We start from the raw sequence: 26,716 nt of genomic DNA on the forward strand, positions 1-26,716 counted from the left end.
CTGCGAGGGCGTCGGCGGCCCGCACTCCGGTGCGGGCCGCCGACGCCCTCGTCGCGTTGTCCGGACACCCCTTCGTTCGTATTTCCTGAAGGGTCTCGTCGAAAAGTTTCGATGGACCTGAACGACCCTCCGGGGCGACGGTGGAACCCGTACCGGGAACACCGATCACCTTGGGGGAGCAGCGATGGCAGTTCTGGACCGTGTCCGCACACCGGGGACCACCGCGGCAGCAGCGACCAGGGGGGTGGGTCTGGGCCTGCTCCTCGCCGCCGTCGCCACCGTCGTGTGGTCCGGCAGCTTCGTCACCTCACGCGGACTGCACGACTCCGTCCCGCCCGTCCAGGCCGCCTTCTGGCGATGGCTCGTCGCCCTGCTCGTCGTCGCCCCCCTCGCCCTCCGCGAGACCTGGCGTCAACGCGCCCTGATCCGCCGTCACCTGGGCTTCCTCACCCTCGCCTCGCTGCTCGGTGTCACCGCCTACAACACCCTCGTCAATCAGGCAGGACTCGACACCCCCGCCGGCACCATGGGGATGATCATGGCCGCCTCGCCGGTCGTCATGGCGGCGTACGAGCGGCTCGGCGGCAGGCGCCTGGGCGCCCGCCGTGTCGTCGGGATGGCGGTCGCCTGCGCCGGGGTGCTGCTCCTGGTCAGCAAGGGCTCGCTCTCCCTCGGTCTGTCCGCCGGCGCGTTCTGGATGATCGCCGCCGCCCTGTGCTTCGGCTCGTACAGCGCCCTGTTGCGCCGCAAGCCTGCGGAACTCGGCGGACTCACCCTCCTCTTCACCACCTTCGTCCTCGGGGCGCTGATGCTCGCCCCCGTGTACGGCGTGAGCCTCGCCGTCCAGGGCGGCTTCGAGGCCCGCCCGGGGACCGTCGGCCCGCTGCTGTACGTCGGCGTCTTCTCCTCCGCCCTCGCTTTCTTCGCCTGGAACAAGGCCATCTCCCTCATCGGCGCGGCCCGCGCGGGAATCGTCTACTACCTCCAGCCGCTGTGCGTGGCGCTGCTCTCGTACGCCGTCCTGGGCGAGCGGACGGGCCCGTTCCAGATCCTGTGCATGGTGCTGATCCTCGGCGGAGTGGTGCTGGGGGCAGGCGGAGGCGCCGGCCGACGTAGGTTGCGGTCATGACCGAGTGGGACATCAAGAAGCTGCGGATCCTGCGCACCCTGCGCGACCGGGGCACCGTGACCGCCACGGCGCAGGCGCTGCTGATGACGCCGTCCGCCGTCTCCCAGCAACTCTCCAACCTGGCGAAACAGCTGAACGTGACACTGCTGGAGGCGCACGGGCGGCGGGTGCGCCTGACGGACGCGGCCCACCTCGTGCTCCGGCACGCGGAGGTCGTCTTCGCCCAGCTGGAACGGGCCGAGGCCGAACTGGAGGGGTACGGGCGGGGCGAGAGCGGGGAGGTGCGGATCGGGGCGTTCTCGACCGCGGTCCCCGCCCTCGTCGTCCCGGCGGTACGGCGGCTGCGGCAGACGCACCCGGGCCTCGACGTGCGGGTGCGGGAGGCGGAGGCGGCCGAGGCGTACGAACTCCTCTCGGACGGCGCGGTGGACCTGGCCCTGTCCCTGGCCGCGCACGCCCCCACCGTCCGCGATCCCCAGTTCGCCCGCATCCCGCTGCTGGCGGACCCCCTCGACGTGGCGCTCCCGGCGGGGCACGCGCTGGCCGCCACGCCCGGCCTGCGGCTGGCGGACCTCTCCGGGGAGGCGTGGATCTTCGGCGGCAGCGGCCCGTGGTCGGAGATCACGCGCGCCGCGTGCGAGGCGGCGGGCTTCGTACCGGAACAGGCGCACAGCGCGGCGGGGTGGACGGCGATCCTCGCCATGGTCGAGGCCGGCATGGGCGTCGCGCTGGTGCCGCGGATGGCGGTGGCGGAGCGGGGGACGGGGGCGGGCGTCGTGATGCGGGTGCTGGAGGCGGACCAGCCCCGCAGGCACGTGATCGCCGCGGTGCGGCGGGGGGCGGAGGAAGGGGCGGGGGTGGGTCGGGTACTGGGGGCGCTGCGGGGGATCGCGGGCGAGCGGGGATGAGGGGACGGGGGCGTACGGGGCGGGGGGTACGGAGGGGCGAGGGGGTGCACCTCCGGTGGGGGGCCGCCCCCTTGCCCGCCCGTTCCGCCCCCGGGGGCGGCCCCGCCGCCCGAGAGGTCTGCGGGTGGGTGGAGGCGGGCTCGGCCGCACAAGCGTTGCCCGGGGGCACCCGACCTTTCGGATTTTCTTAAGAGGCTTTGCGGAAACTTTCGATGGACCTGCGAGGTCGGCGGGCCGCACAGTCGAGGGCATGACGACGACCGACGTGAACGCCGCCGATCCGCACGCCAACGACGCCTCCCCCTACGCCGGAGGCGACCCGTACGCCGACTACCGGGACTTCACCGCCGGTCTGCCCTTCACCGAGCTCGTGGACCTCGCCGACCGTCGCCTCGGCGCCGGTGTGCTCGCCGCCAACGACGAGTTCTTCGCCGAGCGGGAGAACCTCCTCATCCGTGAGCGCGCCGTCTTCGACCCCGAGCACTTCGGGCACAAGGGCAAGATCATGGACGGCTGGGAGACCCGCCGCCGCCGCGGCACGGACGCCGCGAACCCCTTCCCCGAGCCCGAGGACCACGACTGGGCGCTCGTCCGCCTCGGCGCTCCCGGCGTCATCCGCGGCATCGTCGTCGACACCGCCCACTTCCGCGGCAACTACCCGCAGCGCGTCAGCGTGCAGGCCACCGCCGTCGAGGGCTCGCCGAGCGCCGAGGAACTCCTCGCCGCCGACGTGAAGTGGGAGGAGATCGTCCCGGTCACCCCGGTGAAGGGGCACGCCGCCAACGCGTTCACCGTCACCGCCGAACGCCGCTTCACCCACGTACGCGTCTGCCAGCACCCCGACGGGGGCATAGCCCGCCTCCGCGTGCACGGCGAGGTCGTCCCGGACCCCGAGTGGCTGCAGCTTCTCGGCACCGTCGACCTGGTCGCCGTACAGAACGGCGGCACCTACGAGGACGCGTCCGACAAGTTCTACTCCTCGCCCACCCAGATCATCCTCCCCGGCACGTCCCGCAAGATGGACGACGGCTGGGAGAACCGCCGCCGCCGGGTCCGCGACACCAACGACTGGGTGCGCTTCAAGCTCCTCGCGCAGGGAGCGATCCGCGCCGTCGAGATCGACACCGCGTACCTCAAGGGCAACTCGGCCGGCTGGATCGCGCTCAGCGGACGCAACGGCGACACCGGCGACTGGTTCGAGATCCTGCCTCGCACCAAGCTCCAGCCCGACACCCTGCACCGCTTCAAGCTCGCCGCGCAGGCCGTCGCCACCCACGTGCGCCTCGACGCCTTCCCGGACGGCGGCGTCGCCCGCATGCGCCTGCACGGCACGGTCACCGAGCAGGGCACCGCAGCACTCCGCGCCCGCTACGAGGACCTGAGCCAGTAGCCGACGGCGCGAGAAGAACGACAGAGGGCCCCGGTGCACACTCCCCGGGGCCCTCCGTCATCCCACTTCACCGCACCGCACCGGCACCGCACCGCTCAGGCACCGCACCGCGTGGCGCCCGAGGCGGTGCCACCGGTGACGAGGCGCCGCTCGCGCGAGGGGCGCCGCCGCCCACACGGCACCCCTCATCAGCACCGACGTGCGCCCGCCGCCGCTCGCGCGGGAAGCGCCACCGCTCAGGAGGCCGCCGTCGCGTCCGCCGCCTGGGCCTTCAGCGCCCGCTCCACACCGGACCGCGACTCCGACATCAGCCGGCGCAGCGCCGCGTTCGGCTCCGCCGACGCCAGCCAGGCGTCCGTCGCGTCCAGGGTCTCCTGCGAGACCTGGAGCGCGGGGTAGAGGCCCACGGCGATCTGCTGCGCCATCTCGTACGAGCGCGACTCCCACACGCCCTTGACCGCCGCGAAGTACTTCTCCGTGTACGGAGCGAGCAGTTCGCGCTGATCGGTCTGGACGAAGCCGCCGATGACCGCCTCCTGGAGGGAGTTGGCCAGCGCGTCGGAATCGACGACCGAGGCCCACGCCTCCGCCTTGGCCTCCGCGGTGGGCCGTGCCGCCCGCGCCGAAGCCGCGTGCTGCTTGCCCGCCGAGGTGTTGTCGCGCTCCAGTTCCGCCGCGATCTCCTCCTCGTCGAAGACCCCGCAGGCGGCCAGCCGGCCGACGAACGCCCACCGCAGGTCGGTGTCCACCGCCAGGCCCTCGACCGACTCGCTGCCCTCCAGCAGCCCCCGCAGCAGATCCAGCTGCTGCGGCGTGCGCGCCGTCGCCGCGAACGCCCGCGCCCACGCCAGCTGGTGGTCGCTGCCCGGCTCGGCCGCCCGCAGGTGGGCGAGCGTCGCGTCCGTCCACTGCGTCAGCCCGGCCTCGCGCCAGGACGGCGCCGAGTACAGGTCGATCGCCAGCTTCACCTGACGGTGCAGCGACTGCACGACGCCGATGTCCGACTCCTTGGCGATGCCCGACAGCACCAACGACAGGTAGTCGCGGGCGGCCAGTTCGCCGTCGCGCGTCATGTCCCAGGCGGACGCCCAGCACAGGGCCCGCGGCAGCGACTCGGTGAAGTCACCGAGGTGCTGGGTGACGGTGGCGAGCGACTCGTCGTCCATCCGGACCTTGGCGTAGGACAGGTCGTCGTCGTTGAGCAGGACGACCGCCGGACGTGCCCGGCCCACCATGGCGTCCACCGCGGTCAGTTCGCCGTCGACGTCCAGTTCGACACGGTCGCTGCGCACCAGCTTCCCGGCCGCGTCCAGGTCGTACAGGCCGATCGCGATGCGGTGCGGGCGCAGCGTGGAGACGCCCTTCGCGCCGGCGGGCAGCGCGGGCGCCTCCTGCCGGACGGCGAAGGAGGTGATGACACCGTCCTCGTCCGTCTCGATCTCCGGCCGCAGCACGTTGATGCCGGCCGTCTGGAGCCACTTCTGCGACCAGTTCGCCAGGTCGCGCCCGCTGGTCTCCTCCAGCGCACCGAGCAGGTCGCTCAGCTGCGTGTTCCCGAACGCGTGCGCCTTGAAGTACGCCTGCACACCGCGGAAGAACTCGTCCATGCCGACGTACGCCACGAGCTGCTTGAGCACGGACGCGCCCTTGGCGTACGTGATGCCGTCGAAGTTGACCAGCACGTCGTCCAGGTCGCGGATCTCGGCCATGATCGGGTGCGTGGAGGGCAGCTGGTCCTGCCGGTACGCCCACGTCTTCATGGAGTTGGCGAACGTCGTCCAGGAGTGCGGCCACTTCGAGCCCTCGGCGTACGCCTGGCAGGCGATCGAGGTGTACGTGGCGAACGACTCGTTCAGCCACAGGTCGTTCCACCACTCCATCGTGACGAGGTCGCCGAACCACATGTGGGCGAGCTCGTGCAGGATCGTCTCCGCCCGCACCTCGTACGCGGCGTCCGTGACCTTCGAGCGGAACACGTACTGGTCGCGGATGGTGACCGCGCCCGCGTTCTCCATGGCGCCCGCGTTGAACTCCGGCACGAAGAGCTGGTCGTACTTGGCGAACGGGTAGGCGTAGTCGAACTTCTCCTGGAACCAGTCGAAGCCCTGCCGGGTGACCGCGAAGATGTCGTCCGCGTCCAGGAACTCCGCCAGCGAGGGACGGCAGTAGATGCCCAGCGGCACCGACTGCCCGTCGGGGCCCTCGTACGTGGAGTGCACCGCGTGGTACGGGCCGGCGATCAGCGCCGTGATGTACGTGGAGATCCGCGGCGTGGGCGCGAAGACCCACACGTCGTCCGCGGGCGCCTCGGGCGTCGGCGAGTTGGAGATCACGGTCCAGCCCGCCGGAGCCTTCACGGTGAACTGGAAGGTCGCCTTCAGGTCCGGCTGCTCGAACGAGGCGAACACCCGGCGTGCGTCCGGCACCTCGAACTGCGTGTACAGGTACGCCTGCTCGTCGACCGGGTCCACGAAGCGGTGCAGGCCCTCACCGGTGTTCGTGTACGCGCAGTCCGCGACGACCTTCAGCTCGTTGGCGCCGCCGCGCAGACCGGCCAGCGCGATCCGCGAGTCGGCGAACACGCTCTTCGCGTCCAGCGGCTCACCGTTCAGCACGACCTCGTGCACGGCCGGCGCGACCAGGTCGATGAAGCTCTCCGCCCCGTCCTCGGCCGCCTCGAAACGCACCGTGGTCACCGAGCGGTACGTACCGCCCTCCTGCGCACCACTGAGGTCCAGCTCGACCTCGTACGCCTCCACCGTGAGCAGCCGCGCGCGCTCCTGCGCCTCTTCGCGGGTCAGATTGGTACCGGGCACCCTGTCATCTCCTCGGATCGTGACGTTCGGGGCCATCCTTCCACGAGACCCGCCGGGAGCCGGTGGCCATGGAGGTGCTGCCCGAGGAGTACGCGGGGTGCCGGCCGAAGTGCCCCTGCCGCGCCCGCACGGCGCACCCGCGGGCCCGTCCGCGTCCGCGGCCGCCGGACGGGCCCGCGGGTGCGCGCCACCGCGCAGAGCGGGGCGGAACCCGCGAGGGGTTCCGCCCCGCCCTCCGCCGGCGCGTCCGCGTCAGCCCTTCAGCTCCGCCGCCACCAGCTCCGCGATCTGCACCGCGTTCAGCGCCGCGCCCTTGCGCAGGTTGTCGCCGGACAGGAAGAGGGCGAGTCCGTTCTCGACGGTCTCGTCGACGCGGATGCGGCCGACGTAGCTCACGTCCTGGCCCGCCGCCTCAAGCGGCGTCGGGACCTCGGACAGGGCGACACCCGGGGCTCCGCCGAGCAGCTCGTAGGCGCGCTCCACGCCGATCGGCCGCTCGAAGCGCAGGTTCACCTGGAGCGAGTGGCCGGAGAACACGGGGACGCGCACGCACGTGCCGGACACCTTCAGGTCCGGGATCTCCAGGATCTTGCGGGACTCGTTGCGGAGCTTCTGCTCCTCGTCGGTCTCGAACGAACCGTCGTCGACGATGCTGCCCGCGAGCGGCAGCACATTGAAGGCGATCGGCTTCTTGTAGACGTTCGGCTCCGGCAGCTCGACCTTGTCGCCGCCGTGGGTGAGCTCGGCCGCCTGGTCGACGACCTTCTTCACCTGGCCGTCCAGCTCGGCGACGCCCGCCAGACCGGAACCGGAGACGGCCTGGTAGGTGGTCGCGATCAGCGCGGTCAGGCCGGCCTCGTCGTGCAGCGGGCGCAGCACCGGCATCGCGGCCATCGTGGTGCAGTTCGGGTTGGCGATGATGCCCTTGGGCCGGTCCGTCACGGCGTGCGGGTTCACCTCGGACACCACGAGGGGGACCTCGGGGTCGCGCCGCCAGGCCGACGAGTTGTCGATGACGACGGCGCCCTGCGAGGCGACCTTCTCCGCGAGCGCCCTGGACGTCGCACCGCCGGCCGAGAAGATCACGATGTCGAGCCCGGTGTAGTCGGCCGTGGAGGCGTCCTCGATGGTGACCGGCTTGCCGTCCCACTCCAGCGTGTTCCCGGCGGACCGCGCGGAGGCGAACAGCCGCAGCTCCCGCACCGGGAACTTCCGCTCCGCGAGGATGCGCAGCACTACTCCGCCGACCTGACCGGTGGCTCCGACGATTCCGACCCTCACGGTGACTCCTCAGTCTGTGTACGCAGGCTCTGTCGCAGGCGCGACGACCTGCGGCGTTGGCACCCATGATGCGGGAGGTGCGCTCCGCCTTGTCCAATCGATTGTCCGAAGTACGGGACAGGGGGCCCCTGCCCCGGCCATGCTCTGGCCATGTCTGTGACAAAGAACAAGTGGACACCGACCCACGGCGACCCCTACCGGCCGGTCCCCTACACCCCCGCCCGGATGGACGCCGCCGCATCCCTGGCCCGCGCCGCCGAACTCAGGGCCCGCACGGACGAGCGCCGCACCGTCCGGCAGTTCTCCACCGACCCCGTCCCCGAGCAGGTCGTGCGCGACGCCGTCGCGTGCGGCGCCACCGCCCCCTCCGGCGCCCACCAGCAGCCCTGGACCTTCGTCCTCGTCAAGGACCCGGACGTGCGCCGCCGGATACGCGAGGCGGCGGAGGCCGAGGAACAGGTCTCCTACGAGGGCCGCCTCGGCGAGGAGTGGCTCGAAGCCCTGCGCCCGCTCGGCACCGACGAGGTGAAACCCCACCTCACCGACGCGCCCGCCCTGATCGTCGTCTTCCAGCAGCGCTACTGGCTCGCCGAGGACGGCACCAAGCGCAAGCACTACTACGTGGACGAGTCCGTCGGCATCGCGGTCGGCATGCTGCTCTCCGCCCTGCACCTCTCCGGCCTCGCCGCTCTCGTCCACACCCCCAGCCCGATGCGCTTCCTCGGCGAGGTGCTGGGGCGCCCGGTCAACGAGAAGGCGTTCGCGGTGATCCCGGTCGGCTACCCGGCGGACGACTGCGTGGTGCCGGACCTGGTGCGCAAGTCCCTGGACCAGGTGCTCGTCGAGGTGTGAGCGCGGGCACGCGAAAGGGGCGGACCGGAAGTCTCCCGGCCCGCCCCCCTCACCTCACGTGGTGCTGAGGATCACCCGTTACTGCGTGACCTTCTCGATCTGCACGCTGCCCTTGCCCGCGACCGTGCCGCGCGCGGTCACCAGCTGGGCCTCGCCGAAGAACTGACGTCCCTCGGGCGCCGCGCCCGCGACGTTCACCGAGGCGCTGAGCTGCGCCGTGGCTCCGTTGGCGAGCTTCACCGGCTTCGTCTCGTCCACGGTGACCGAGCCGAGCGCCGGGGAGAAGAACACGTCGCGGTAGTCGTAGGTGGTCGTACCGGCCGGGACGGAGTACCCGGACACGACGACCGTGTACGTACCGGCGGCGGGCTTCACCAGGCTGACGGACTCCTCGGAGTCGCCGTCGGCGGAGCTGCCGACCTGCTTGCCGTCCTTGAGGACCGTCAGGTCCAGGTCGGCCTGGGCGTCGGAGACCTTGCCGATGGCGACGTCCAGACGCTCCACGCCCTCGCCGAGGACGACGGTGCTCTCCTGGTCCTCACCGTGCTTGATCGTCGGCTTGGCGATCTTCGCCGAGCCCAGCGGGCCGCCCTTCAGCTTGCCGTCCAGCGCGGCGAAGTTGTTGGTGACCTTCCACTCGGCGGGGGTCGGCGTGCCGACCTTCGCCTCGGGGACGACCGTGACCGCCGGGTCGAAGTCCGCGCCCAGCACCGTCACGTCCAGCGTGTACGGGTTGTCGAGCAGCGGCGACGTACGGCGGGACTCGACCTCGATCTCCCACACGCCCGGCTGCGGCTCCGGGTAGGAGCGCACGTCGGGGCGGCAGGTGTTGGCCGGGTTCGCGTAGTTCGGGTAGCAGTTGACCGTCGACGTCGGGTCGGACGGGACGCCGTACGGGTGGATCGCGATGAAGCGCGTCTGGCTGCCCGCGGCGAGCCCGCCGAGCGCGACCTCCAGGTTCTTCGCGCCCTTGGGGACCGTCACGAAGTACGAGGTGTGGCTGTTGCGCTGTGCCACACCGGACTTCTTCACCGAGTACGAGGGCTTCGCCAGTTCGTCGGCGGCCACGACCGTGGTGAGGATCTGCTTGTCGATGCCCTCGGTGGCCTTGTCGGACACCTCCAGGATCGCGCTGTGGATGCCGGCGGTGCGCGCCTGGGCGGACACCTTCACCGTCACCGGCTGGTTCAGCGGGAGCCGCACGACGTCGTTGCCGACGACCTTGAAGGTGCCGTCGTTGTTCTCGAAGTGCAGTTCGTGGCGGACCGGAGTGGCCGGACCCGTGGTGCGGGTGATCGTGATGTCGTAGACCTTCTTCTGGCCGGTCTTCAGACCGCCTTCGCGGTCGTACAGGCCGGTGCCGAAGCCGGGGGTCTTCAGCGCCTCGTCGATCGCGGTGTCGACCGGGGCCTTCACCGTGTACTCGTGCGCCGTCGCGTTCTTGCGGATCGACTTCCAGGCGTCGACGACGTTGATCACGCCGGCGCCCTCTTCGTGGGCCTGCGTGTCCTTGATGTGGTCGGCCTGGCTGACCAGTGCCGTCCGCAGCTTCGCGGGCGGCAGGTCGATCTTTGCCTGCTTGGCGGCCGACAGCAGCAGCGCCGAGGCGCCCGCGGCCTGCGGGGACGCCATCGAGGTGCCCTGGAGCATGGAGTAGCCGGGCGGCAGCTGGTAACCGGCCTCGGCGACCGGGCCGCCGGGCGACCAGGTCTGGGTGGTGTTGATGCCGGCGCCGGGCGCGGTGATCGTCGGCGCGAAACCGCCGTCCTCACGCGGACCGCGCGAGGAGAACGGCATCATCGCGTACTTCTTCTTCACGATCGAGCCGTAGTTGGCCGCCCAGGTCTCCTTGGAGATGGACGCTCCGACCGAGATCACCTTGTCCGCGAGGGACGGGTCGCCGATGGTGTTCGTACCCGGGCCGCTGTTGCCGGCCGAGATGACCAGCTGCACGCCGTAGGTGTCGATCAGGCGCGTGTAGAGCTCGGCGCGCGCGTTGTTGCCGTCGTTGAGCGCGGGCAGGCCGCCGATCGACATGTTGACGATGTCGACGCCGCGCTTGGTGACGAGGTCGATCATGCCCTCGGTCAGCGCGACGTTGGTGCAGCCGCCGGACCACGTGCAGGCGCGGGAGGACACCAGCTTCGCGCCGGGGGCCGCGCCGTTCATCCTGCCGCCGAAGAGGCTGTTGGCGGCGGCGAGACCGGCGACGTGGGTGCCGTGCGAGCCCTCGATGACGCCGATGTTGACGAAGTCGGCCTTGGCGCCGGCCGCGTTGTACACGACGTCCTTGCGGGTCTCCACGACGAACGGGATCCGCTCGGCGATCTCCGTCTTCGGGTCGTCCTTGCCGAAGTACGCGACCTGGAACTTGTCCTTGTACGGCGACATCGCGACCTCGTCGCCGAAGTCGCCGTCGTCGTCCAGGTCCACGCGGACGGTCCCGGTGGCCGGGTCGTACAGCACGCCCCACACGTCGGTGGTGTCGCCGTCGCGGTTCAGGTCGCCGTCCATGTCGCCGCCGACGGTGGCGGCCTCACGGAAGACGTTGAACTTGTACGTGCCCGCGGGCGCGGACCAGGTCCGGCCCGACGCCGTGAAGGTGGGCCCGCTGACCTCGGTGACCATCGGGCGCCAGGTCGCGTCGCCGTCCTTGACCGGGTCGGTGGCCGTCACCCAGTCGACGATCTTGCGCTCGCCGGTGGTGGTCTTCTGCAGTGCCGGGTGCCCGAGGTCGATGCCCGAGTCCAGGATGCCGATGGTGATACCGCGGCCGTCCGCCTTCGGGTTCTTCTTCACGAAGTCGACGGCGCCCGTCTCGTGGGACGGGTTGTACGGGTTCACGGCGGGGGTGTTCTTGCCCGGCGCCGGGTACTTCTGCCCCGCGGCGGCCTTCGTCGCGCCCTCGGCGCGGTCACCGGCCGGCGTCGGGTCGTCCAGCATGATCTCGTGCTGGAGGTCGATGCCGTGCACGGAGGAGAGCTTGGCGGCGGCCTTCAGCGCCGCGTCCGCCTTCGCCGTGGGCAGCGTCGCCCGTACGTAGCCGAGCTTGTCGTCGGTGTGACCGACGATCGAGCCCTGCACCGCGTCGAGCTGCGCGGCGACCTGCTCGGTGGCGCCCGGGGCGGTCGCCACCATCACGGTGACGTCCTTCGTCCCGGCGGCCTCGGCCTCGGCGAGGAGTGCCTCGTCCGCGCTGCCGATCTTGGCGGTGGCGGACTTCGGGGTGACGGGCGCGGGGTCGGGGGTGTCCGCCGCGAAGGCGGGCAGCGGGGCGGTCGCGCACAGCGCGGCCACGAGGGAGGCGGCGAAGGTTATTCGCGCGGTACGTCTCGCGCCGGAGCGGCGAGGCGAACCCTGGGGGGTTTCGAGGGTCATCTGCATCCCAAAATGTGAAGGATCTGGAAGAAGTCCGGACAGAGAGAGTCCGGATTTCGGTGCCCAATGACCGGTCAGCATGTCGTAAGTGACAGATGTTTGGGGAGAGTTGACAGACATGTAATGCAACCGTGGCGTAATTCCGCCACTGGCCGCCTCCCGCCACCGGGCCGGCGCCACCCGTCCGGGCGGCGGACGCGACCGCTCACCGGGGGGCCGGTTGACCCGTCCGAAGAGCAATCCACAGCCGATCCGCCTAGCCTCGGCAGATGAACGCAGAGCTGAGAGTGGCCGCCTACGCCGTGTGCGTACGGGAAGAGAAGGTGTTGTTGGCCCGCTGGGTGGCGCGGGACGGGGCCAAGCGGTGGACGCTGCCGGGCGGCGGCCTCGAACACGGCGAGGACCCGCTCGACGCGGTCGTCCGCGAGGTGGACGAGGAGACGGGCTACGCGGTCGAACCGGTCCAGCTGCTCGGGCTCGACTCGATCCGCCGCAGGTACCCGCGCCGCCTCGGCTCCTTCGCCGACTTCCAGGGGCTGCGGATCGTGTACGAGGCGAAGGTGACCGGCGGTGAGCTGCGGAGCGAGACCGGGGGCTCCACGGATCTCGCGGCGTGGCACCGGCTGGACGCGGTGGCGGACCTGGAACGGGTCGAACTGGTCGATACCGGAATGGAGTTGTGGCGCACACGGCCCTCCACGGGACGGGTGGAGCAGCGGGGCTGAGACAAGGACGGGCGGGGCGTGCGCCGCAGCGGCTCGTACGGCCGCGCGCCCCGGCCGCAGCCGTGTGCCGGGCGGCGCGTGCGTGCCCGCGGTGCCAGAGTCCCGGGACGCGTCTCCGCGCCGGGCACCCGCAGGAGCGCGTGCGAATGGCCGGAACCGGGTCAACCGTCCGCCGCCTGTCAACCCCCGCCGCCGGCTTACGGTCCTGCCTCGCGACGTGCCGTCGCATCCGTCGCCCGGCACGCTTTCCGAACCGGCAGGGGAACCAGATGTCCGTACGCACCACCCGCACGCTCCGCCTCGCCGCCCTCGCGGCAGCCGTCCTCGCCACCACCGGCGCCCTGGCCGCGCCGGCCGCCGCGCAGAGCCCCGCACGGACCGCCACCGATCCGCACGCCGCGACCCGCGCCGCCGTCGACGCCCTGGTGCACGGCGGGACGGTCGGGGTCGTCGCGCGCACCGAGGGCCCCGGCGGGTCCCGCGCCTGGACGGACACCGCCGGCGTCGCCGACCTCAGGACCGGGCGCGAGCGCAGCGCACAGGACCGGTTCCGGATCGCCTCGCTCACCAAGACGTTCACCGCGACGGTGCTGCTCCAACTGGAGGCCGAGGGCAGGCTCCGCCTCGACGACCACGTGGACGACTGGCTGCCCGGCGTCGTCCGCGGCCACGGCCACGACGGCGGGAGAATCACTTTGCGCCAACTCCTCCAGCACACCAGCGGCGTCCAGGACTACACGCGCGACCCGGAGTTCCACCGGCAGCAATTCACCACGGAGTTCCTGGAGCGCCGCTTCGACTCCCTCCCCGCCCGGCGCCTCGTGAAGATCGCCATGGGCCACGCCCCCGCCTTCGCCCCCGGCGCCAAGTGGGGGTACTCCAACACCAACTACGTCCTCGCCGGCATGGTCGTCGAGAAGGTGACCGGCCGCTCGTACGAGAGCGAGATCGAGCGGCGCATCCTGCGCCCCCTCGGGTTGCGCGCCACCTCCGTCCCGCGCGACGAGGCCCGCATGCCGCACCCCAGCAGCCGCGCGTACTCCAAGCTCACCGACGACCCGGCCGCCACGAAGAAGTACGACGTCACCGAGCTCAATCCGACCTTCGCGGGCGCCGCCGGCGGCATGATCTCCTCCACCGCCGACCTGAACCGCTTCTACCGCGCCCTGCTCACCGGCAAGCTCCTGCCGAAGCAGCAGCTCAAGGAGATGAAGACCACCGTCGCGATCGACCAGGTCCCCGGCGTGCGCTACGGGCTCGGCGTCTTCGAGCAGAAACTGTCCTGCGGAAAGACGGTCTGGGGCCACACCGGCGGCATCCACGGTTCGGTCACCCACGCCGTCACCACGGCCGACGGCCGCAGGTCCGTCGCCCTCCACCTGAACTCCGACTGGAGCGGCGACACCGGCTCGGTGGTCGAGGCCGAGCTCTGCCCCCGGCAGCCCTGACCCGGCCCCCGCAGGCCCCCCGGATCCGCCGCGCGGTTCACCGGGGGAGGACGACCACGTAGGCGGCCGGGTCGCGGTCCGCGGACGCCATCAGGGCGGTCCGCACCACGGCCGCCTGCTGGTCCATCGCCTCGCGCAGCTTCCTCGGCGTGAGGTGCACGACGGTGATGCCGAGCCGCTCCAGGTGCTCGCGCTTGCGTGCGTTCTCCGTCCACTCGCCGCGCTCCGGGCTCCGGCCCGGCGGTGCGGCGCCCGCGGCGTCCTCGTCCCGGTGCGGCGCCCGGGTGTCCAGCTCGACCGCCACCGACTGGTCGGGCCAGAACGCGTCCACCCCGCCCAGATGCGGCCCGCCCGGCAGCCGGAGGTCCACGTTCCACACCGGGTCCGGCAGCCCGAAACAGCGCACCATCTCGTACAGCCGCTGCTCGGTGACCGACCGTCCCTCGGCCAGCAGCGCGTCCACGGCGTCCTTGACCTGGGGCCGGCCCAGCAGCCGCGCCATGCTCAACTCCCGCACGAGGTCAGCGGGTTCGCAGTGTTCCTCGCGTACCGCCTCGGCCAGGATCCGGCGTACCGCCTGCGCGTTCGTCAGGTGCGCCACCGCGTCGGCGACCGCCCGCGCCACGGGGACCACGGGCAGCCCGGTGACCCTCTGCGCGCCGGGCAGCGCGTGCGCCCGTACGATCCGCACGCCTCCGGTGGAGCGCAGCCGGCGTGTCCGGGGCACCAGCACGTCGATGTGCTCCAGCGCGCGCAGCGGCGGCGCGGACGAGAACCGGTGCAGCGCCAGCGCCGCGAGCCCGGTGACGGCCGCCTCGTCGGCCGCCCCGTCGCCGTCGCGGGACGGCCGCGTCGCGTACGCCAGTGCCGCGTGCAGCCGTTCCTCACTGGTGGGCGGCCCCTGGTGCAGGAGGAACACGCCCGGCAGCGGCTGCTGCCACGGGCCCCCGGCCCGGCACTGCGCGGCGGCCTTCGCCGCCGACACCCCGTGCTCCCGCAGCTGAGCGGTCGTCAGCACCCGACGCCGCACGTCGGAGAGGTGACCGAGGGGGAGGAGGTGGGCGGACGAAGGGGCCGGGACGGAACCGGAAGGAGAAGCGGCGGCAGAGGGGGTCGAGGGGACGCCGCAGGACGGGACGGCGGGCGCGGGGCGGCCGTCGGCCGTGGCGGGGGAGGAGTGTGCCGGGGGGTGCGTGTCGTTGTTCATGCCGGTGACTTGCCCCTGCGGCCCCGGGCCTCTAACCGCTGTTACAGTCCCGTCGACAATCCGGGACAACCCCGCCCTAAAGTACGGCTGTTCGACTGCCGAGCACTGCCCCGGCGCCGGACGCGCAAAACTGCGGAAAACCGCAGCTTTCCGTGACGAAAGGGCCCGGCCCCCGACTCCGCCGCAGCGAAACCGGGAGCCGGGCCCTGCCCACTCACCCCGCTCAGGCCCGCGCGTCGCACTCCTGTGCACGCTGCGCCCGCGCCAGATCGTCCCGCGCCTCCCGCACCAGCCGCCGCAGCGCCGGAGCGGCGTCCGGGCGGGCGGCGAGCCACTCGTCGGTCGCGGCCAGGGTCGGCCGCGGGTCCTGGAGCGCCGGATACAGGCCGCTCACCACGAGCACTCCGATCTGGATGGACCGCTCGGCCCAGACCCGCTCGATCACCTCGAAGTACTTACCGGCGTACGGGGCGAGCAGCACGCGCTGACTGCCCTGCTCGAAGCCCGCGATGGTCGCCTCGACGAGCGCGTTGGACAGGGCGTCGGACTCCACCACCGACGCCCACGCCTGCGCCTTGACCGCCTCGGACGGCCTGGACGCCAGGCAGCGCACCTGGTGCCGCTTGCCGGAGGCCGTGTCGTCCCGGGCCAGTTCGACGTCGATCACCCGCTCGTCGCAGCGGCCGTGCGAGGCGAGCGGCGACAGGAACGCCCAGCGCAGTTCCTGGTCCACGTCCAGCCCGTCGATCTTCGCCGTTCCGGCCAGCAGCCCCTCCAGCAGCTGGAAGTCCGCGTCCGTGGAGGCGACGGTGGCGAAGAAGCGCGCCCAGGTGAGCTGGTGCTCGCTGCCGGGCTCGGCGTTGCGCAGCTCGCGCAGGGCGCCCTCGGCGAGCAGCCGGCCGCCCTCCGCGCGCCAGTCGCCGCTCGCGTAGTGCGTGAGCGCGGTCCGCGTCCAGGTGTGCAGCATCTGCAGGACGCCGATGTCGGACTCGCGGCCCGCGAACCGCAGCACCAGACCGACGAAGTCGCGGGCGGGCATCAGCGCGTCACGGGTGAGGTTCCACAGCGCGGACCAGCACAGCGCGCGCGCCAACGGGTCGGTGACGTCCCCGAGGTGGCTGCGCAGCGTCTCCAGCGAGCCCTCGTCGAAACGGATCTTGCAGTAGGTGAGGTCGTCGTCGTTGACCAGGATCAGCGCGGGCCGCTCCGCGCCGGCCAGCTCGGTGACCACGGTGCGCGGGCCGGCCACGTCCGTCTCCGTACGGGCGTAGCGGACCAGCTCGCCGCCCTCCAGGCGGTACAGGCCGACGGCGACGCGGTGCGGGCGCAGCTCCGGATGGGACGCCGCCGCCTCCTGCACGACGGCCAGCTCGGTGATCCTGCCCCCGGCGTCGTAGGTGACCACCGGCGTCAGGGAGTTGACCCCCGCGGTCTGGAGCCAGGCGCGCGACCACTCGCCGAGGTCGCGCCCGCTGGTGGCCTCCAGCGCCGACAGCAGGTCGCCGAGGCGCGTGTTGCCGTACGCGTGCGCCTTGAAGTACCGGCGCGCACCCTCCAGGAACGCGTCCCTGCCCACGTACGCCACGAGCTGCTTGAGCACGGACGCGCCCTTGGCGTAGGTGATGCCGTCGAAGTTCAGCTTCGCGTCCTGCAGGTCACGGATGTCGGCCGTGATCGGGTGCGTGGAGGGAAGCTGGTCCGCGCGGTACGCCCAGGCCTTGCGGCGGTTGGTGAAGGTGATCCAGCCGTCGGTGAAGCGGGTCGCCTCCACCATCGAGAAGGACCCCATGAAGTCCGCGAAGGACTCCTTCAGCCACAGGTCGTCCCACCACTGCATGGTGACCAGGTCGCCGAACCACATGTGCGCCATCTCGTGCAGGATGACGTTCGCCCGGCCCTCGTACGCCACGTTCGTCGTCCTTCCGCGGAAGATGAACTCCTCGCGGAAGGTCACGAGCCCCGGGTTCTCCATCGCGCCCAGGTTGTACTCGGGGACGAACGCCTGGTCGTACTTCCCGAAGGGGTACGGGTAGTCGAAGTGGTCGTGGAAGAAGTCCAGGCCCTGCTTGGTGATCAGGAAGACGTCGTCGGCGTCGAAGTGCTTCGCGAGTCCCTTGCGGCACATCGCCCCCAGCGGGATCTCCAGGGTGCTGCCGTCCTCGAAGGTACGGGTGTACGTGTCGCGGACGTGGTGGTACGGGCCGGCCAGGACGGTGGTGATGTACGTGGAGATCGGCTTCGTCTCGGCGAACCGCCACACGCCGTCCACCAGGGTGCCCGCACCGTTGCTCCACGCCGTCCAGCCCTCGGGGGCCCGCACCGAGAAGCGGTAGGGGGCCTTCAGGTCGGGCTGCTCGAAGTTGGTGTACACCCGTCGTGCGTCGGCGGGCTCGTACTGCGTGTAGAGGTACACCTCGCCGTCCTCGGGGTCGACGAAGCGGTGCATGCCCTCGCCGGTACGGCTGTACGCGCAGTTGGCGTCCACCGTCAGGACGTTCTCCGCCGCGAGCCCGTCGAGAGTGACGCGCACCCCGTCGAAGACGGCCGCCGGGTCGAGCGCCTTCCCGTTGAACGTCACCGCGTTGACCGAAGGGGCGATCAGGTCGGCGAACGTGGACGCGCCGGGCGTCGCGGCCCTGAACCGGATCGTGGTCACCGAACGGAACGTGCGCGGACCGTCCCCCTCGTGCCCCGCGACGGCCGACCGCAGGTCGAGGGCGACCTCGTAACCGTCGACGGACAGCAGCTCGGCCCGGATCTGGGCTTCGTCGCGGGACAGGTTCTCACCGGGCACGGGCACTCCTTCGTGGCGTGTTCGACTGGGGTGTGTTCGACACTCTCGAAACAGGACCGATCCTCCCATGTGCCCCTGTTGCGCCGCGCACGGGAATGGTGCGGGCGGCAGGGTGGTTGTCAGCACACAGCGCGCCACCCTTGAAACATCAATGACCTCGACGAGGAGCAGCATGTCCGAGAACGCGAAGACCCCCGCCGACTTCTGGTTCGACCCGATGTGCCCGTGGGCCTGGATGACCTCGCGCTGGATGCTCGAAGTGGAGAAGCAGCGGCCGGTGGAGGTCCGCTGGCACGTGATGAGCCTGGCGGTCCTCAACGACGGCAAGGACGTTCCCGAGGAGTACCGGGAGTTCCTGGGCCAGGCGTGGGGCCCGGTCCGCGTGGTCGTCGCGGCGCAGCAGCTGCACGGCGACGAGAAGATCGGCGCTCTCTACACGGCCCTCGGCACGCGCATCCACAACGAGGGCCGCGGCGTCACCGACGAGGTCGTGGCGGAGGCCCTGGCGGAGGTGGGCCTGCCCGCGTCCCTCGCCTCGTACGCGACCTGCGACACCTACGACAAGGAGCTGCGCGCCTCCCACCAGGCGGGGATCTCCCTCGTCGGCGAGGACGTCGGCACGCCGGTCATCGCGGTGCCGGGCGCGAACGGCGAACAGGTCGCCTTCTTCGGACCGGTCGTCACCCCCGCCCCCAAGGGCGAGGCCGCGGCGAAGCTCTGGGACGGCACCCTGCTGGTGGCCGCCACCCCCGGCTTCTTCGAACTCAAGCGCACCCGCACCCAGGACCCCCTCTTCGACTGACCCCCACCCCAAACCCCGAGGGCGACCCCCACCCATCTTCTCCGGGCGACGGGGCCGCCCACCCCCACCAGCCCTCGTAGCCCTCTCGGACGGCGGGGCTGCCCCCTGCCCACCGCTTCGTAGCCCCCTGGGGCGGGCGGGCGGGCCGTCCCCTGCCCACCGGCTTCGCAACCCCCTTGGGCGGCGGGGCCGCCCCCGGGGGCGGAACGGGCGGGCAAGGGGGCGGCCCCGCGCCGGACGCGCACCCCGCCCCCACGCCCCGCCCCACCTACGTACTCCCACCCACCAAGCCGTCCCCGCCGCGCCCCCGGCAAGCCCCACACCCCACACCCCCTCAAGCCCCACCCACCGCAGGCCCCGCACTCCTCAAGCCCCACCCCGCCGCAGAACAACCCACCCGGCCCCGCCCCAAGTGCACCCCCGCCCCGCCCGGCATACCGTCCCCTCATGGAGACAGGCGAGATACGCGACGGCACCATAGGCAAGGCCACGGACGCCCCCCGGCGCGGCACCCCCGCCCCGGCCCCGTGGCCGGCCCCCCTCCCCGGCGGCTGTTCGCTGTCGAACAGCAACGCCCCCCACGCCACCCTGCCCGTCCGCCCGACCGACCGAGCGGTGCGGGCAGGGTGCCGCGCCCTCGCGGGCCTCTGGTGGCTCCTCGGCCTGCGCCGCGCGTCCGGAGTCCTGCGCCACTACCTCTCCGGCACCGGCGCCCCGTACGTCCTGGACGTGACCACTCTCGCCGCCCTCCCGCCCGTACGGGCCGCCGTGAACGCCCGTCTGATGGCGGCGGAGACCGGCGTCTGGTCGGGCACCGACGACTGGCGCGACATCCACATCGCCCCCTCCACCAGCCTCGACTGGTGGCTGGCCGTAGACGCCATCCAGTACCGCGTCGTCCGTCCCAACCCGCGCTACTACCGCGTCGAGTTCCGCAAGACCTGGAACCCCGACCGGGGCGAGCCCGGATACGGCATCCCGTTCGCGCGGCTCGCCCGCCTGCACGAGACCGGTGCGGCACGGGAGTTCACGGCCACCGGCCGCACCGGCTACCTCCCGCGCTGACCCGTCGCCCGTTCCCCGGCCCGCCCCGGCCCGCACCCGGCCTGTTCCCTCCGCACCCCGCACCCCGCACCCCGCACCCCGCACCCCGCAGCCGTGTGCCGGAGGCGCGGAGACACCGAAGAGCCCCCGTGAGTCACGTCCTCACAGGGGCTCTTCGTCATTCCACCCGCCCGGTGAAAGTTGAGAAGACGATCACGAGCAGGGCGTCATCGGGTCACTCCGGGCTCGCGGCTCACGGAGTGATCAGCGGCGTACGGTCCTTCGCCTCGGCGTAACGCTTCGCCACGTCCTGCCAGTTGACGACGGCCCACATCGCGTCGATGAAGTCGACCTTCTGGTTCTTGTACTGGAGGTAGAAGGCGTGCTCCCACGCGTCGAAGACCAGGACCGGGACCGAACCCTGGCCGACGTTGCCCTGGTGGTCGTAGACCTGCTCGACGATGAGGCGGCCGGACACCGGCTCGTACGCGAGGACGCCCCAGCCGGAGCCCTGCGTCGTCGCGGCGGCCTTCGTCAGCTGCGCCTTGAACTTCGCGAAGGAGCCGAAGGACTCGGTGATCGCGTCCGCGAGGTCGCCCACGCCGTCGGCGGCCGTCGGCTCGCCGCCGCCGCTGCCGTCCTTCGGGCTGGCCATGTTGTGCCAGTAGATGCTGTGCAGGATGTGGCCGGAGAGGTGGAACGCGAGGTTCTTCTCCAGGCCGTTGATCGAGCCCCACGCGTCCTTCTCACGGGCCTCTTCGAGCTGCTCAAGGGTGTCGTTGGCGCCCTTGACGTAGGCCGCGTGGTGCTTGTCGTGGTGCAGCTCGACGATCTGCGGGTTGATCACCGGCTCAAGTGCCGCGTAGTCGTACGGGAGTTCCGGCAGCGTGTAGATGGCCATGTTCGTCCGACCCCTCCGATTGCTTATTGCAAGTCGTATGCATCTGCACGCTACCAGCAGATAAATGCGCAGGCAGCTTAGGTTGCCCTCAGTAAAAAGTCCTCGGTAAAAAGCCCTGGGTCCGCATGCCGGAGCATGCGGACCCAGGGCAGGGGGCGGGGCAGGGGACGCTACCCGCGAGGCTTCGCCAGCTTCTGGCGGGCCACGCCGACCACGATCAGGAAGAGCGTCAGGGCGCTCGTTCCGGCGAGCTGCATCCGGGTGTCCGGCTGGAGCAGCATCAGGACGAAGATGGCCGCCATGCCGGCCAGCGCCACCCACGTCAGTACGGGGAACAGCCACATCCGTACCACCAGCTTCTCCGGCGTCTCCAGCTCGGTGCGGCGGCGCAGGATCAGCTGGGAGACCGCGATGAAGATCCACACGACCAGGATCAGTGCGCCGATCATGTTGAGCAGCCAGGGGAAGACCTTGTCGGGGCTGATCCAGCTCAGCGCCACGCACACGAAGCCGAACGCCGACGAGCACAGCACCGCGATCCGCGGCACCCCGCCGGACAGCCTGCCCAGCAGGGCCGGGCCCTGGCCGCGCTGGACCAGGGAGAACGCCATGCGGGACGAGCCGTAGATGTTGGCGTTCATCGCGGAGAGCAGGGCGGCGAGCACGATCACGTTCATGATCTGCCCGGCGGCCGGGACGCCCAGGTGGTCCAGGGTGGCGACGTACGGGCCGATCTTCTCGACCTTCGGGTCGTTCCACGGCACCAGGGTGACGATGACGGCCATCGAGCCGATGTAGAAGACCGCGATGCGCCACATCGCCGTACGGACCGCCTTGGCGACGCCCTGCACCGGGTGCTCGGACTCGGCGGCGGCGATGGTGACGGTCTCCAGGCCCCCGTACGCGAAGACCGAGGCCAGCAGGCCGATGATCAGGCCCTCGCTGCCGTTGGGGAGGAAGCCGCCGTCGCCGGTCAGGTTGGTGAGGCCGGGGGCCGGGGTGTCGCTGCCGGGCAGCACGCCGAAGATGGCGAGCGCGCCGATGACCAGGAAGAGCGAGATCGCGCCGACCTTCAGTGCCGCGAACCAGAACTCGAACTCGCCGAAGTTCTTCACCGCGGCCAGGTTGGTGCCCAGGAAGATCACCATGAACAGCGCCACCCAGGCCCACTGCGGCGTCCCCGGCAGCCAGCCCTGCATGATCTTCGCGGCGCCGATGCCCTCCAGGCCGACGGCCACGCACAGCAGGAACCAGAACGCCCAGCCGGAGGTGAAGCCCGCCCACGGCCCGATCGCCCGCTCGGCGTGCGCCGAGAACGAGCCCGAGCTGGGGTTCGCCGCCGACATCTCGCCCAGCATCCGCATCACCAGCATGACGAGCAGGCCGGACGCCGTGTACGCGAGCACGATCGAGGGGCCCGCGGCGGCGATGCCCGCGCCCGAGCCCACGAAGAGGCCGGCGCCGATCACCCCACCCAGAGCGATCATGGAGAGGTGGCGCTGCTTGAGACCGTGCCCGAGGGAGGCGTCCGGAGCGGATTTCTCCGTCGTCTCCGGGGGCGGCGGCGGGGGCGCGGTGGTCCGAGACATGGGCGTGCCTTTGTTCACTGGCTGAGACGGGGGGTGAGAAGGGCCCAGTCTCCGTGTCCGCACCGCTCAGAGGGAACCGGGGACCGCTATACGGACACCACGCTCACACACCGTGAGAATTCCGGCACGCCACGCGCCAGAACTAGGCACGCCTCGCGCGCATCTCCCGTACCAGCGACACCAGCAGCACCAGCGCGGTCGCCCCCGCCGACCACAGCAACTGCGGCCGGGCCGTGTCGTCGAGCAGCATCAGGACGAGCACGACGCCCATGACGGCCAGTGCCGCCCAGGTCAGGTACGGGAACGCCCACATGCGCAGCGTCAGCCGCTCGGGCGTCTCCCGCTCGATGTGGCGGCGCAGCCGCAGTTGCGAGACGGCGATCAGACCCCACACGAAGAGCAGGACCGCGCCCACCGCGTTCAGCATGTAGAGGAAGACCGTGTCGGGCCACAGGAGATTGAGGACGACCGAGACGAAGCCGAAGGCGACCGAGGCGAGGACCGCACGGCGCGGCACCCCGCCGTGGCTGGTCGCCAGTAGCCCCCGTGGGGCCTCGCCGCGCTCGGCCAGCGAGAAGACCATCCGGGACGAGCCGTAGAGGTTGGCGTTCAGCGCGGACAGCAGGGCGACGAAGACGACGATGTTCATGACGGTGCCGGCCGAGGGCACGCCGATGCGGTCGAGGACGGCCACGTACGGACTCAGACCCGGCGTCATCGAGTTCCACGGCAGCAGGGTCACGATGACCAGCATCGAACCGACGTAGAAGAAGAGGATGCGGAAGACCGCGCTGCGCACGGCACGCCCGACCGCGCGGGCCGGGTCGTCCGTCTCGGCCGCGGCGATCGTGACGACCTCCAGGCCGCCGAACGCGAAGACGACGGCGAGGACGCCGGAGACCACCCCGGCCCAGCCGTTGGGCAGGAAGCCGCCCTCACCGGTCAGGTTCGCCATGCCCACCGGGTCGGTGTCGGGAAGCACCCCGAAGACCGCGAGCAGCCCCAGCGCCAGGAACAGGACGATCGCGCCGACCTTCAGCGCCGCGAACCAGAACTCGAACTCGCCGAAGTTCTTCACCGCGGCCAGGTTGGCGACCGTGAAGACCACCATGAAGACCAGCACCCACGCCCACTGCGGGACCTCCGGCACCCACCCGTGGGCGATCGTCGCCGCCCCCGTCGCCTCGACGGCCAGCACGACCACCAGCAGGAACCAGTACAGCCACCCCACGCTGAACCCGGCCCACCGTCCCAGCGCCCGCTCCGCGTGCACCGAGAACGACCCCGACGCGGGCATCGCCGACGACATCTCCCCGAGCATCCGCATCACCAGCATCGCGAGGGCGCCCGCGATCAGGTACGACAGGACGATGCCCGGCCCCGCGACGGCGATTCCGGCCCCCGAACCCACGAACAGACCGGCGCCGATCACCCCACCCAGGCCCAGCATGGTGAGGTGCCGCTGCTTGAGCCCCCCGGACAGGGGCTCCTCGCGACCGGGCGTGCGGAGCTGCTGGTCTTGCATGGCGCTCGTACTCTCGAAGGACCGGCGGACGGACCGCACGGTCGCGGGTGTTTGGCGGGACCCCACAGTGTCGCCTTCCGTGCCCCCGGCGCGCAAAAGGGATCTAAGTCGTCGCGTGGCCAGTGACGCGCATCACGCCGCACAGCCGCACTCCCGGCCTCTTTGTGCGAACCCCACCAACCCCCTGTTCTCCGCTTTGTCGGCCCTCTAGGGTGATCGAGCGTTAACCGCTGGGCTAACGTCGCCCTGTTCCCCACCGCCCCTCTCTTCCGCGGAGTACCGATGAGCACTGCTGCCGTAACCACCCGCCCCGGCGCGGTCCTCGCCGACCTGCTGCCGGCGACCCGTGTACGAGACATCGCGCTCGTCGTCGGCGGCGCGGCGCTCACCGGCGTCGCCGCCCAGCTGGCCGTGCCCGTACCTGGCTCCCCGGTGCCGGTGACCGGCCAGACCTTCGCCGCGCTGCTCGTCGGCACGGCCTTCGGCGCGCGCCGCGGCTTCCTGTCCCTCGCCCTGTACGCGCTGGTGGGCATGGCGGGCGTGCCGTGGTTCCAGTCCGGTACGTCGGGTGCGGGCGGCGCGTCCTTCGGCTACATCATCGGCATGCTGCTCGCCGCCACCGCCGTGGGCGCCCTGGCCCGCCGCGGCGGCGACCGTTCGGTGCTGCGGACCGCGGGCACCATGGCCGTCGGGTCGGCCATCATCTACGCCGTCGGCGTCCCGTACCTGATGGCCGCCACCGGCATGGGCCTCGGTGCGGCGCTCGCGGCGGGCGTCGTCCCCTTCCTCATCGGCGACGCCCTGAAGGCCGCCCTGGCCATGGGCGCCCTGCCCGCGGCGTGGAAGCTCGCCGGCCGCAAGGGCTGAGCGGCCACGACGCCGTCACCGCTCCGAGGGGCCCCTGGAATTCGCCGTGCGCCAGGGGCCCTTTTCGTAGTCACAGGCGCCGGCCCCCGCCCCCGCGACCCGCTCCGACAGCGCCCCGTTGAGCGTCCGCACGACGTCGCGCACCAGCGAGAAGGCCACGACCAGCGCCGGGTCCCGGTGCGCGTCCAGTGAGCGGGGGCCCCAGTCTTCACCCCGGTCCCGTTCACCCGGCCCGCCCCGTGCCACACTTCGACCATGCGCGTGTACCTCGGTTCCGACCATGCCGGATACGAACTCAAGAACCACCTCGTGGAATGGCTCAAGGCCCACGGCCACGAGCCCGTCGACTGTGGTCCCCACCTCTACGACGCCCAGGACGACTACCCGCCGTTCTGCCTGCGTGCCGCCGAGCGGACGGCCGCCGACCCCGACTCGCTCGGCATCGTGATCGGCGGCTCCGGCAACGGGGAGCAGATCGCCGCCAACAAGGTCAAGGGCGTACGGGCCGCCCTCGCCTGGAGCGAGCAGACGGCCGCCCTCGGCCGCGAGCACAACAACGCGAACGTGATCTCCATCGGCGGGCGGATGCACACCGAGGCGGAGGCGGTGAAGTTCGTCGAGATCTTCCTCTCCACCCCCTACTCGAACGAGGCGCGCCACACGCGCCGCATCGAGATGCTGTCGGAGTACGAGACCACCGGCGCCCTCCCGCCCATCCCGGCCCACCACCCGCAGCAGGACTGACCCGGCGCGGGCGGGTGCGGGGGTCCGCTCCCGGCCCGCCTCCGCGGCTGCGGGCGCAGGGCCCCCGCGCCCTGCGCCCGCGCACCGGGCCCCGTGCCGCGAACGGGCCGGGAGACGGCAGAAACGCCCCGCGAAACGGCAGGAACGGCAGGAACGGCCCGGCAAACGGCAGAATCGCCTCGGGAAAAGGCACGAAGATCCCGGGCATCGGCACGAACGCCGCGGGAAACGGCGGGAGCAGCCGACGGCCACCGCCGTCACCGCCGCTCCTCGCAGCCGCCACCGGCACCGCCGCCGCAAGCGCCCCGCGTCGCACCCTGCCCCCGTGCCGCGCCGCACCCCGTCGCCGCGTCCGCACCGCGTCGCTGCCACGCCCCCGCCGCCCCTGTGCCGCACCCGGTCGCCCCGCCCCCTCGGCGCGACCACCCCTACGACCCGCCCCGCCTCCCGCAGGAGTTCCCGTGCCCGAAGGCCACACCATCCACCGCCTCGCGCACGAGTACTCCGCCCGCTTCGCTCCCGGCGCCCCCCTCCGGGTGACCAGCCCCCAGGGCAAGTTCGCCGAGTCGGCCGCCCTCCTCGACGGTCACCCCCTCACCGCCACCGAGGCCCACGGGAAGCACCTGTTCCTCGGCTTCGGCCCGCTCGGCTGGATCCACATCCACCTGGGCCTGTTCGGGAAGGTCACCTTCGACGACGAGCGTCCGGCGGCCGCCCGGCCCGCGAAGGCCGACACGATCCGCCTCCGCCTGGCCACCGCCACCCACTCCGCGGACCTCCGGGGCCCCACCGCCTGCGCCCTCCTCACCGCACCCGAGAAGCAGGCGATCCACGACCGCCTCGGCCCGGACCCGCTGCGCGCGGACGCCGACCCCGACCGGGCGTGGCGACGCGTCAGCGCGTCCCGCACGACGATCGCCGGGCTCCTCATGGACCAGGCCGTCGTCGCGGGCGTCGGCAACGTCTACCGTGCCGAAGTCCTCTTCCGGCACGGCATCGACCCGTACACCCCGGGCCGCGTCCTCCCCCGCGACCAGTGGGACGCGATCTGGCAGGACCTGCGGAACCTCATGCGCGACGGCGTGCGCGACAACCGCATCGACACCGTCCGCCCCGAGCACCTCCCCGAGGCGATGGGGCGCCCGCCGCGCAAGGACGACCACGGGGGCGAGGTGTACGTCTACCGCCGCGCCGCCCTGCCCTGCCACCTGTGCGCCACCCCGGTCCGTACCGCCAACCTCGCCGCCCGCAACCTCTTCTGGTGCCCGGTCTGCCAGCCGCCGTCCCCCGGGCCCTCCCTCACGGACACCCTCCGC

General features: G+C 71.8%; 19 protein-coding genes and 1 pseudogene. 11 read left to right on the top strand and 9 right to left on the bottom strand.

Annotated features, from left to right (window positions below; all coding sequences use genetic code 11):
* Window positions 1–184 precede the first annotated feature (184 nt).
* The 3 genes from ACQPZG_RS23340 (at window position 185) to alc (ending at window position 3,427) form a co-directional block, all read left to right on the top strand.
* Window positions 185–1,129, top strand: coding sequence for a DMT family transporter (locus ACQPZG_RS23340; RefSeq protein ID WP_433547679.1), 945 nt, complete (start codon window positions 185–187; stop codon window positions 1,127–1,129).
* Window positions 1,126–2,037: a LysR substrate-binding domain-containing protein gene (locus ACQPZG_RS23345; RefSeq protein ID WP_433547680.1), complete on the top strand. Its 912-nt coding sequence runs from the start codon at window positions 1,126–1,128 to the stop codon at window positions 2,035–2,037. The genes ACQPZG_RS23340 and ACQPZG_RS23345 overlap by 4 nt, the downstream gene beginning before the upstream one ends.
* A 250-nt stretch (window positions 2,038–2,287) precedes the next feature.
* Complete coding sequence (gene alc, locus ACQPZG_RS23350) at window positions 2,288–3,427, top strand: allantoicase (protein ID WP_433547681.1); 1,140 nt, start codon at window positions 2,288–2,290, stop codon at window positions 3,425–3,427.
* Between the two features lie 236 nt (window positions 3,428–3,663).
* Here the strand turns inward: alc and pepN (ACQPZG_RS23355) are convergent, their stop codons facing one another.
* Window positions 3,664–6,243 carry an aminopeptidase N gene (gene pepN / locus ACQPZG_RS23355; protein ID WP_433547682.1) on the bottom strand — a complete coding sequence of 860 codons (2,580 nt, stop codon included), beginning with the start codon at window positions 6,241–6,243 and terminating at the stop codon, window positions 3,664–3,666.
* Window positions 6,244–6,495: 252 nt separating this feature from the next.
* Window positions 6,496–7,524, bottom strand: coding sequence for an aspartate-semialdehyde dehydrogenase (locus tag ACQPZG_RS23360; RefSeq protein ID WP_433547683.1), 1,029 nt, complete (start codon window positions 7,522–7,524; stop codon window positions 6,496–6,498).
* A gap of 150 nt (window positions 7,525–7,674) precedes the next feature.
* Here ACQPZG_RS23360 and ACQPZG_RS23365 point away from each other — a divergent pair, with 150 nt between their 5' ends.
* Window positions 7,675–8,376: a nitroreductase family protein gene (locus ACQPZG_RS23365; RefSeq protein ID WP_433547684.1), complete on the top strand. Its 702-nt coding sequence runs from the start codon at window positions 7,675–7,677 to the stop codon at window positions 8,374–8,376.
* Window positions 8,377–8,454: 78 nt separating this feature from the next.
* Here the strand turns inward: ACQPZG_RS23365 and ACQPZG_RS23370 are convergent, their stop codons facing one another.
* A complete protein-coding gene (locus ACQPZG_RS23370) occupies window positions 8,455–11,754 on the bottom strand; it encodes a S8 family serine peptidase (RefSeq protein ID WP_433547685.1) in 3,300 nt (1,099 codons plus the stop codon).
* Window positions 11,755–12,023: 269 nt separating this feature from the next.
* Here ACQPZG_RS23370 and ACQPZG_RS23375 point away from each other — a divergent pair, with 269 nt between their 5' ends.
* Together ACQPZG_RS23375 and ACQPZG_RS23380 are read left to right on the top strand one after the other, a co-directional pair.
* Window positions 12,024–12,479 carry an NUDIX hydrolase gene (locus ACQPZG_RS23375; protein WP_433547686.1) on the top strand — a complete coding sequence of 152 codons (456 nt, stop codon included), beginning with the start codon at window positions 12,024–12,026 and terminating at the stop codon, window positions 12,477–12,479.
* A 269-nt stretch (window positions 12,480–12,748) separates the two neighbouring features.
* Window positions 12,749–13,927 (top strand): serine hydrolase domain-containing protein, encoded by a 1,179-nt coding sequence (locus ACQPZG_RS23380; RefSeq protein ID WP_433547687.1) that lies wholly within the window; start codon window positions 12,749–12,751, stop codon window positions 13,925–13,927.
* A 37-nt stretch (window positions 13,928–13,964) separates the two neighbouring features.
* Here ACQPZG_RS23380 and ACQPZG_RS23385 read toward each other — a convergent pair whose 3' ends face one another.
* A complete protein-coding gene (locus ACQPZG_RS23385; protein ID WP_433547688.1) occupies window positions 13,965–15,134 on the bottom strand; it encodes a hypothetical protein in 1,170 nt (389 codons plus the stop codon).
* 223 nt (window positions 15,135–15,357) lie between these two features.
* The gene (gene pepN / locus ACQPZG_RS23390; RefSeq protein ID WP_433547689.1) at window positions 15,358–17,928 is read right to left on the bottom strand and encodes an aminopeptidase N; all 2,571 of its coding nucleotides are present in this window, start codon (window positions 17,926–17,928) and stop codon (window positions 15,358–15,360) included.
* A gap of 172 nt (window positions 17,929–18,100) precedes the next feature.
* Here pepN (ACQPZG_RS23390) and ACQPZG_RS23395 point away from each other — a divergent pair, with 172 nt between their 5' ends.
* Entirely contained in the window at window positions 18,101–18,730 is a 630-nt protein-coding gene (locus ACQPZG_RS23395) for a mycothiol-dependent nitroreductase Rv2466c family protein (protein WP_433547690.1), read from the top strand.
* Between the two features lie 447 nt (window positions 18,731–19,177).
* Entirely contained in the window at window positions 19,178–19,795 is a 618-nt protein-coding gene (locus tag ACQPZG_RS23400; protein ID WP_433547691.1) for a hypothetical protein, read from the top strand.
* A 232-nt stretch (window positions 19,796–20,027) separates the two neighbouring features.
* On the opposite strand, the gene ACQPZG_RS23405 is transcribed toward ACQPZG_RS23400, so the two are convergent.
* The 3 genes from ACQPZG_RS23405 to ACQPZG_RS23415 all read right to left on the bottom strand — a co-directional run bounded on the left by ACQPZG_RS23405 (window position 20,028) and on the right by ACQPZG_RS23415 (window position 23,789).
* On the bottom strand, window positions 20,028–20,675 hold the full coding sequence (locus ACQPZG_RS23405; protein WP_185026461.1) for a superoxide dismutase: 648 nt from the start codon (window positions 20,673–20,675) through the stop codon (window positions 20,028–20,030).
* A gap of 170 nt (window positions 20,676–20,845) precedes the next feature.
* Window positions 20,846–22,264: an amino acid permease gene (locus ACQPZG_RS23410; RefSeq protein WP_433547692.1), complete on the bottom strand. Its 1,419-nt coding sequence runs from the start codon at window positions 22,262–22,264 to the stop codon at window positions 20,846–20,848.
* 142 nt (window positions 22,265–22,406) lie between these two features.
* Complete coding sequence (locus tag ACQPZG_RS23415; RefSeq protein WP_433547693.1) at window positions 22,407–23,789, bottom strand: amino acid permease; 1,383 nt, start codon at window positions 23,787–23,789, stop codon at window positions 22,407–22,409.
* Between the two features lie 282 nt (window positions 23,790–24,071).
* On the opposite strand from ACQPZG_RS23415, the gene ACQPZG_RS23420 reads away from it, so the two are divergent.
* Window positions 24,072–24,656, top strand: coding sequence for a biotin transporter BioY (locus ACQPZG_RS23420; protein ID WP_433547694.1), 585 nt, complete (start codon window positions 24,072–24,074; stop codon window positions 24,654–24,656).
* Window positions 24,657–24,671: 15 nt separating this feature from the next.
* On the opposite strand, the gene ACQPZG_RS23425 is transcribed toward ACQPZG_RS23420, so the two are convergent.
* A complete protein-coding gene (locus tag ACQPZG_RS23425) occupies window positions 24,672–24,902 on the bottom strand; it encodes a hypothetical protein (protein WP_433547695.1) in 231 nt (76 codons plus the stop codon).
* Between the two features lie 9 nt (window positions 24,903–24,911).
* Here ACQPZG_RS23425 and ACQPZG_RS23430 point away from each other — a divergent pair, with 9 nt between their 5' ends.
* Both ACQPZG_RS23430 and ACQPZG_RS23435 read left to right on the top strand, forming a co-directional pair.
* Entirely contained in the window at window positions 24,912–25,400 is a 489-nt protein-coding gene (locus ACQPZG_RS23430; protein WP_433547696.1) for a ribose-5-phosphate isomerase, read from the top strand.
* A gap of 461 nt (window positions 25,401–25,861) precedes the next feature.
* Window positions 25,862–26,689, top strand: a pseudogene (locus ACQPZG_RS23435) (Fpg/Nei family DNA glycosylase); the annotation flags it as partial.
* Window positions 26,690–26,716: the final 27 nt, after the last annotated feature.

Source organism: Streptomyces sp. CA-294286 (assembly GCF_050947155.1).
Lineage (GTDB): Bacteria > Actinomycetota > Actinomycetes > Streptomycetales > Streptomycetaceae > Streptomyces.

Excerpts from the sequence above, each read along its gene's own strand:
- ACQPZG_RS23340 (WP_433547679.1), top strand. The coding sequence starts at position 185 with ATGGCAGTTCTGGACCGTGTCCGCACACCGGGGACCACCGCGGCAGCA.
- ACQPZG_RS23345 (WP_433547680.1), top strand. The coding sequence starts at position 1,126 with ATGACCGAGTGGGACATCAAGAAGCTGCGGATCCTGCGCACCCTGCGC.
- alc (WP_433547681.1), top strand. The coding sequence starts at position 2,288 with ATGACGACGACCGACGTGAACGCCGCCGATCCGCACGCCAACGACGCC.
- ACQPZG_RS23365 (WP_433547684.1), top strand. The coding sequence starts at position 7,675 with ATGTCTGTGACAAAGAACAAGTGGACACCGACCCACGGCGACCCCTAC.
- ACQPZG_RS23370 (WP_433547685.1), bottom strand. The coding sequence starts at position 11,754 with ATGACCCTCGAAACCCCCCAGGGTTCGCCTCGCCGCTCCGGCGCGAGA.
- ACQPZG_RS23375 (WP_433547686.1), top strand. The coding sequence starts at position 12,024 with ATGAACGCAGAGCTGAGAGTGGCCGCCTACGCCGTGTGCGTACGGGAA.
- ACQPZG_RS23380 (WP_433547687.1), top strand. The coding sequence starts at position 12,749 with ATGTCCGTACGCACCACCCGCACGCTCCGCCTCGCCGCCCTCGCGGCA.
- ACQPZG_RS23385 (WP_433547688.1), bottom strand. The coding sequence starts at position 15,134 with ATGAACAACGACACGCACCCCCCGGCACACTCCTCCCCCGCCACGGCC.
- ACQPZG_RS23395 (WP_433547690.1), top strand. The coding sequence starts at position 18,101 with ATGTCCGAGAACGCGAAGACCCCCGCCGACTTCTGGTTCGACCCGATG.
- ACQPZG_RS23400 (WP_433547691.1), top strand. The coding sequence starts at position 19,178 with ATGGAGACAGGCGAGATACGCGACGGCACCATAGGCAAGGCCACGGAC.
- ACQPZG_RS23405 (WP_185026461.1), bottom strand. The coding sequence starts at position 20,675 with ATGGCCATCTACACGCTGCCGGAACTCCCGTACGACTACGCGGCACTT.
- ACQPZG_RS23410 (WP_433547692.1), bottom strand. The coding sequence starts at position 22,264 with ATGTCTCGGACCACCGCGCCCCCGCCGCCGCCCCCGGAGACGACGGAG.
- ACQPZG_RS23415 (WP_433547693.1), bottom strand. The coding sequence starts at position 23,789 with ATGCAAGACCAGCAGCTCCGCACGCCCGGTCGCGAGGAGCCCCTGTCC.
- ACQPZG_RS23420 (WP_433547694.1), top strand. The coding sequence starts at position 24,072 with ATGAGCACTGCTGCCGTAACCACCCGCCCCGGCGCGGTCCTCGCCGAC.
- ACQPZG_RS23430 (WP_433547696.1), top strand. The coding sequence starts at position 24,912 with ATGCGCGTGTACCTCGGTTCCGACCATGCCGGATACGAACTCAAGAAC.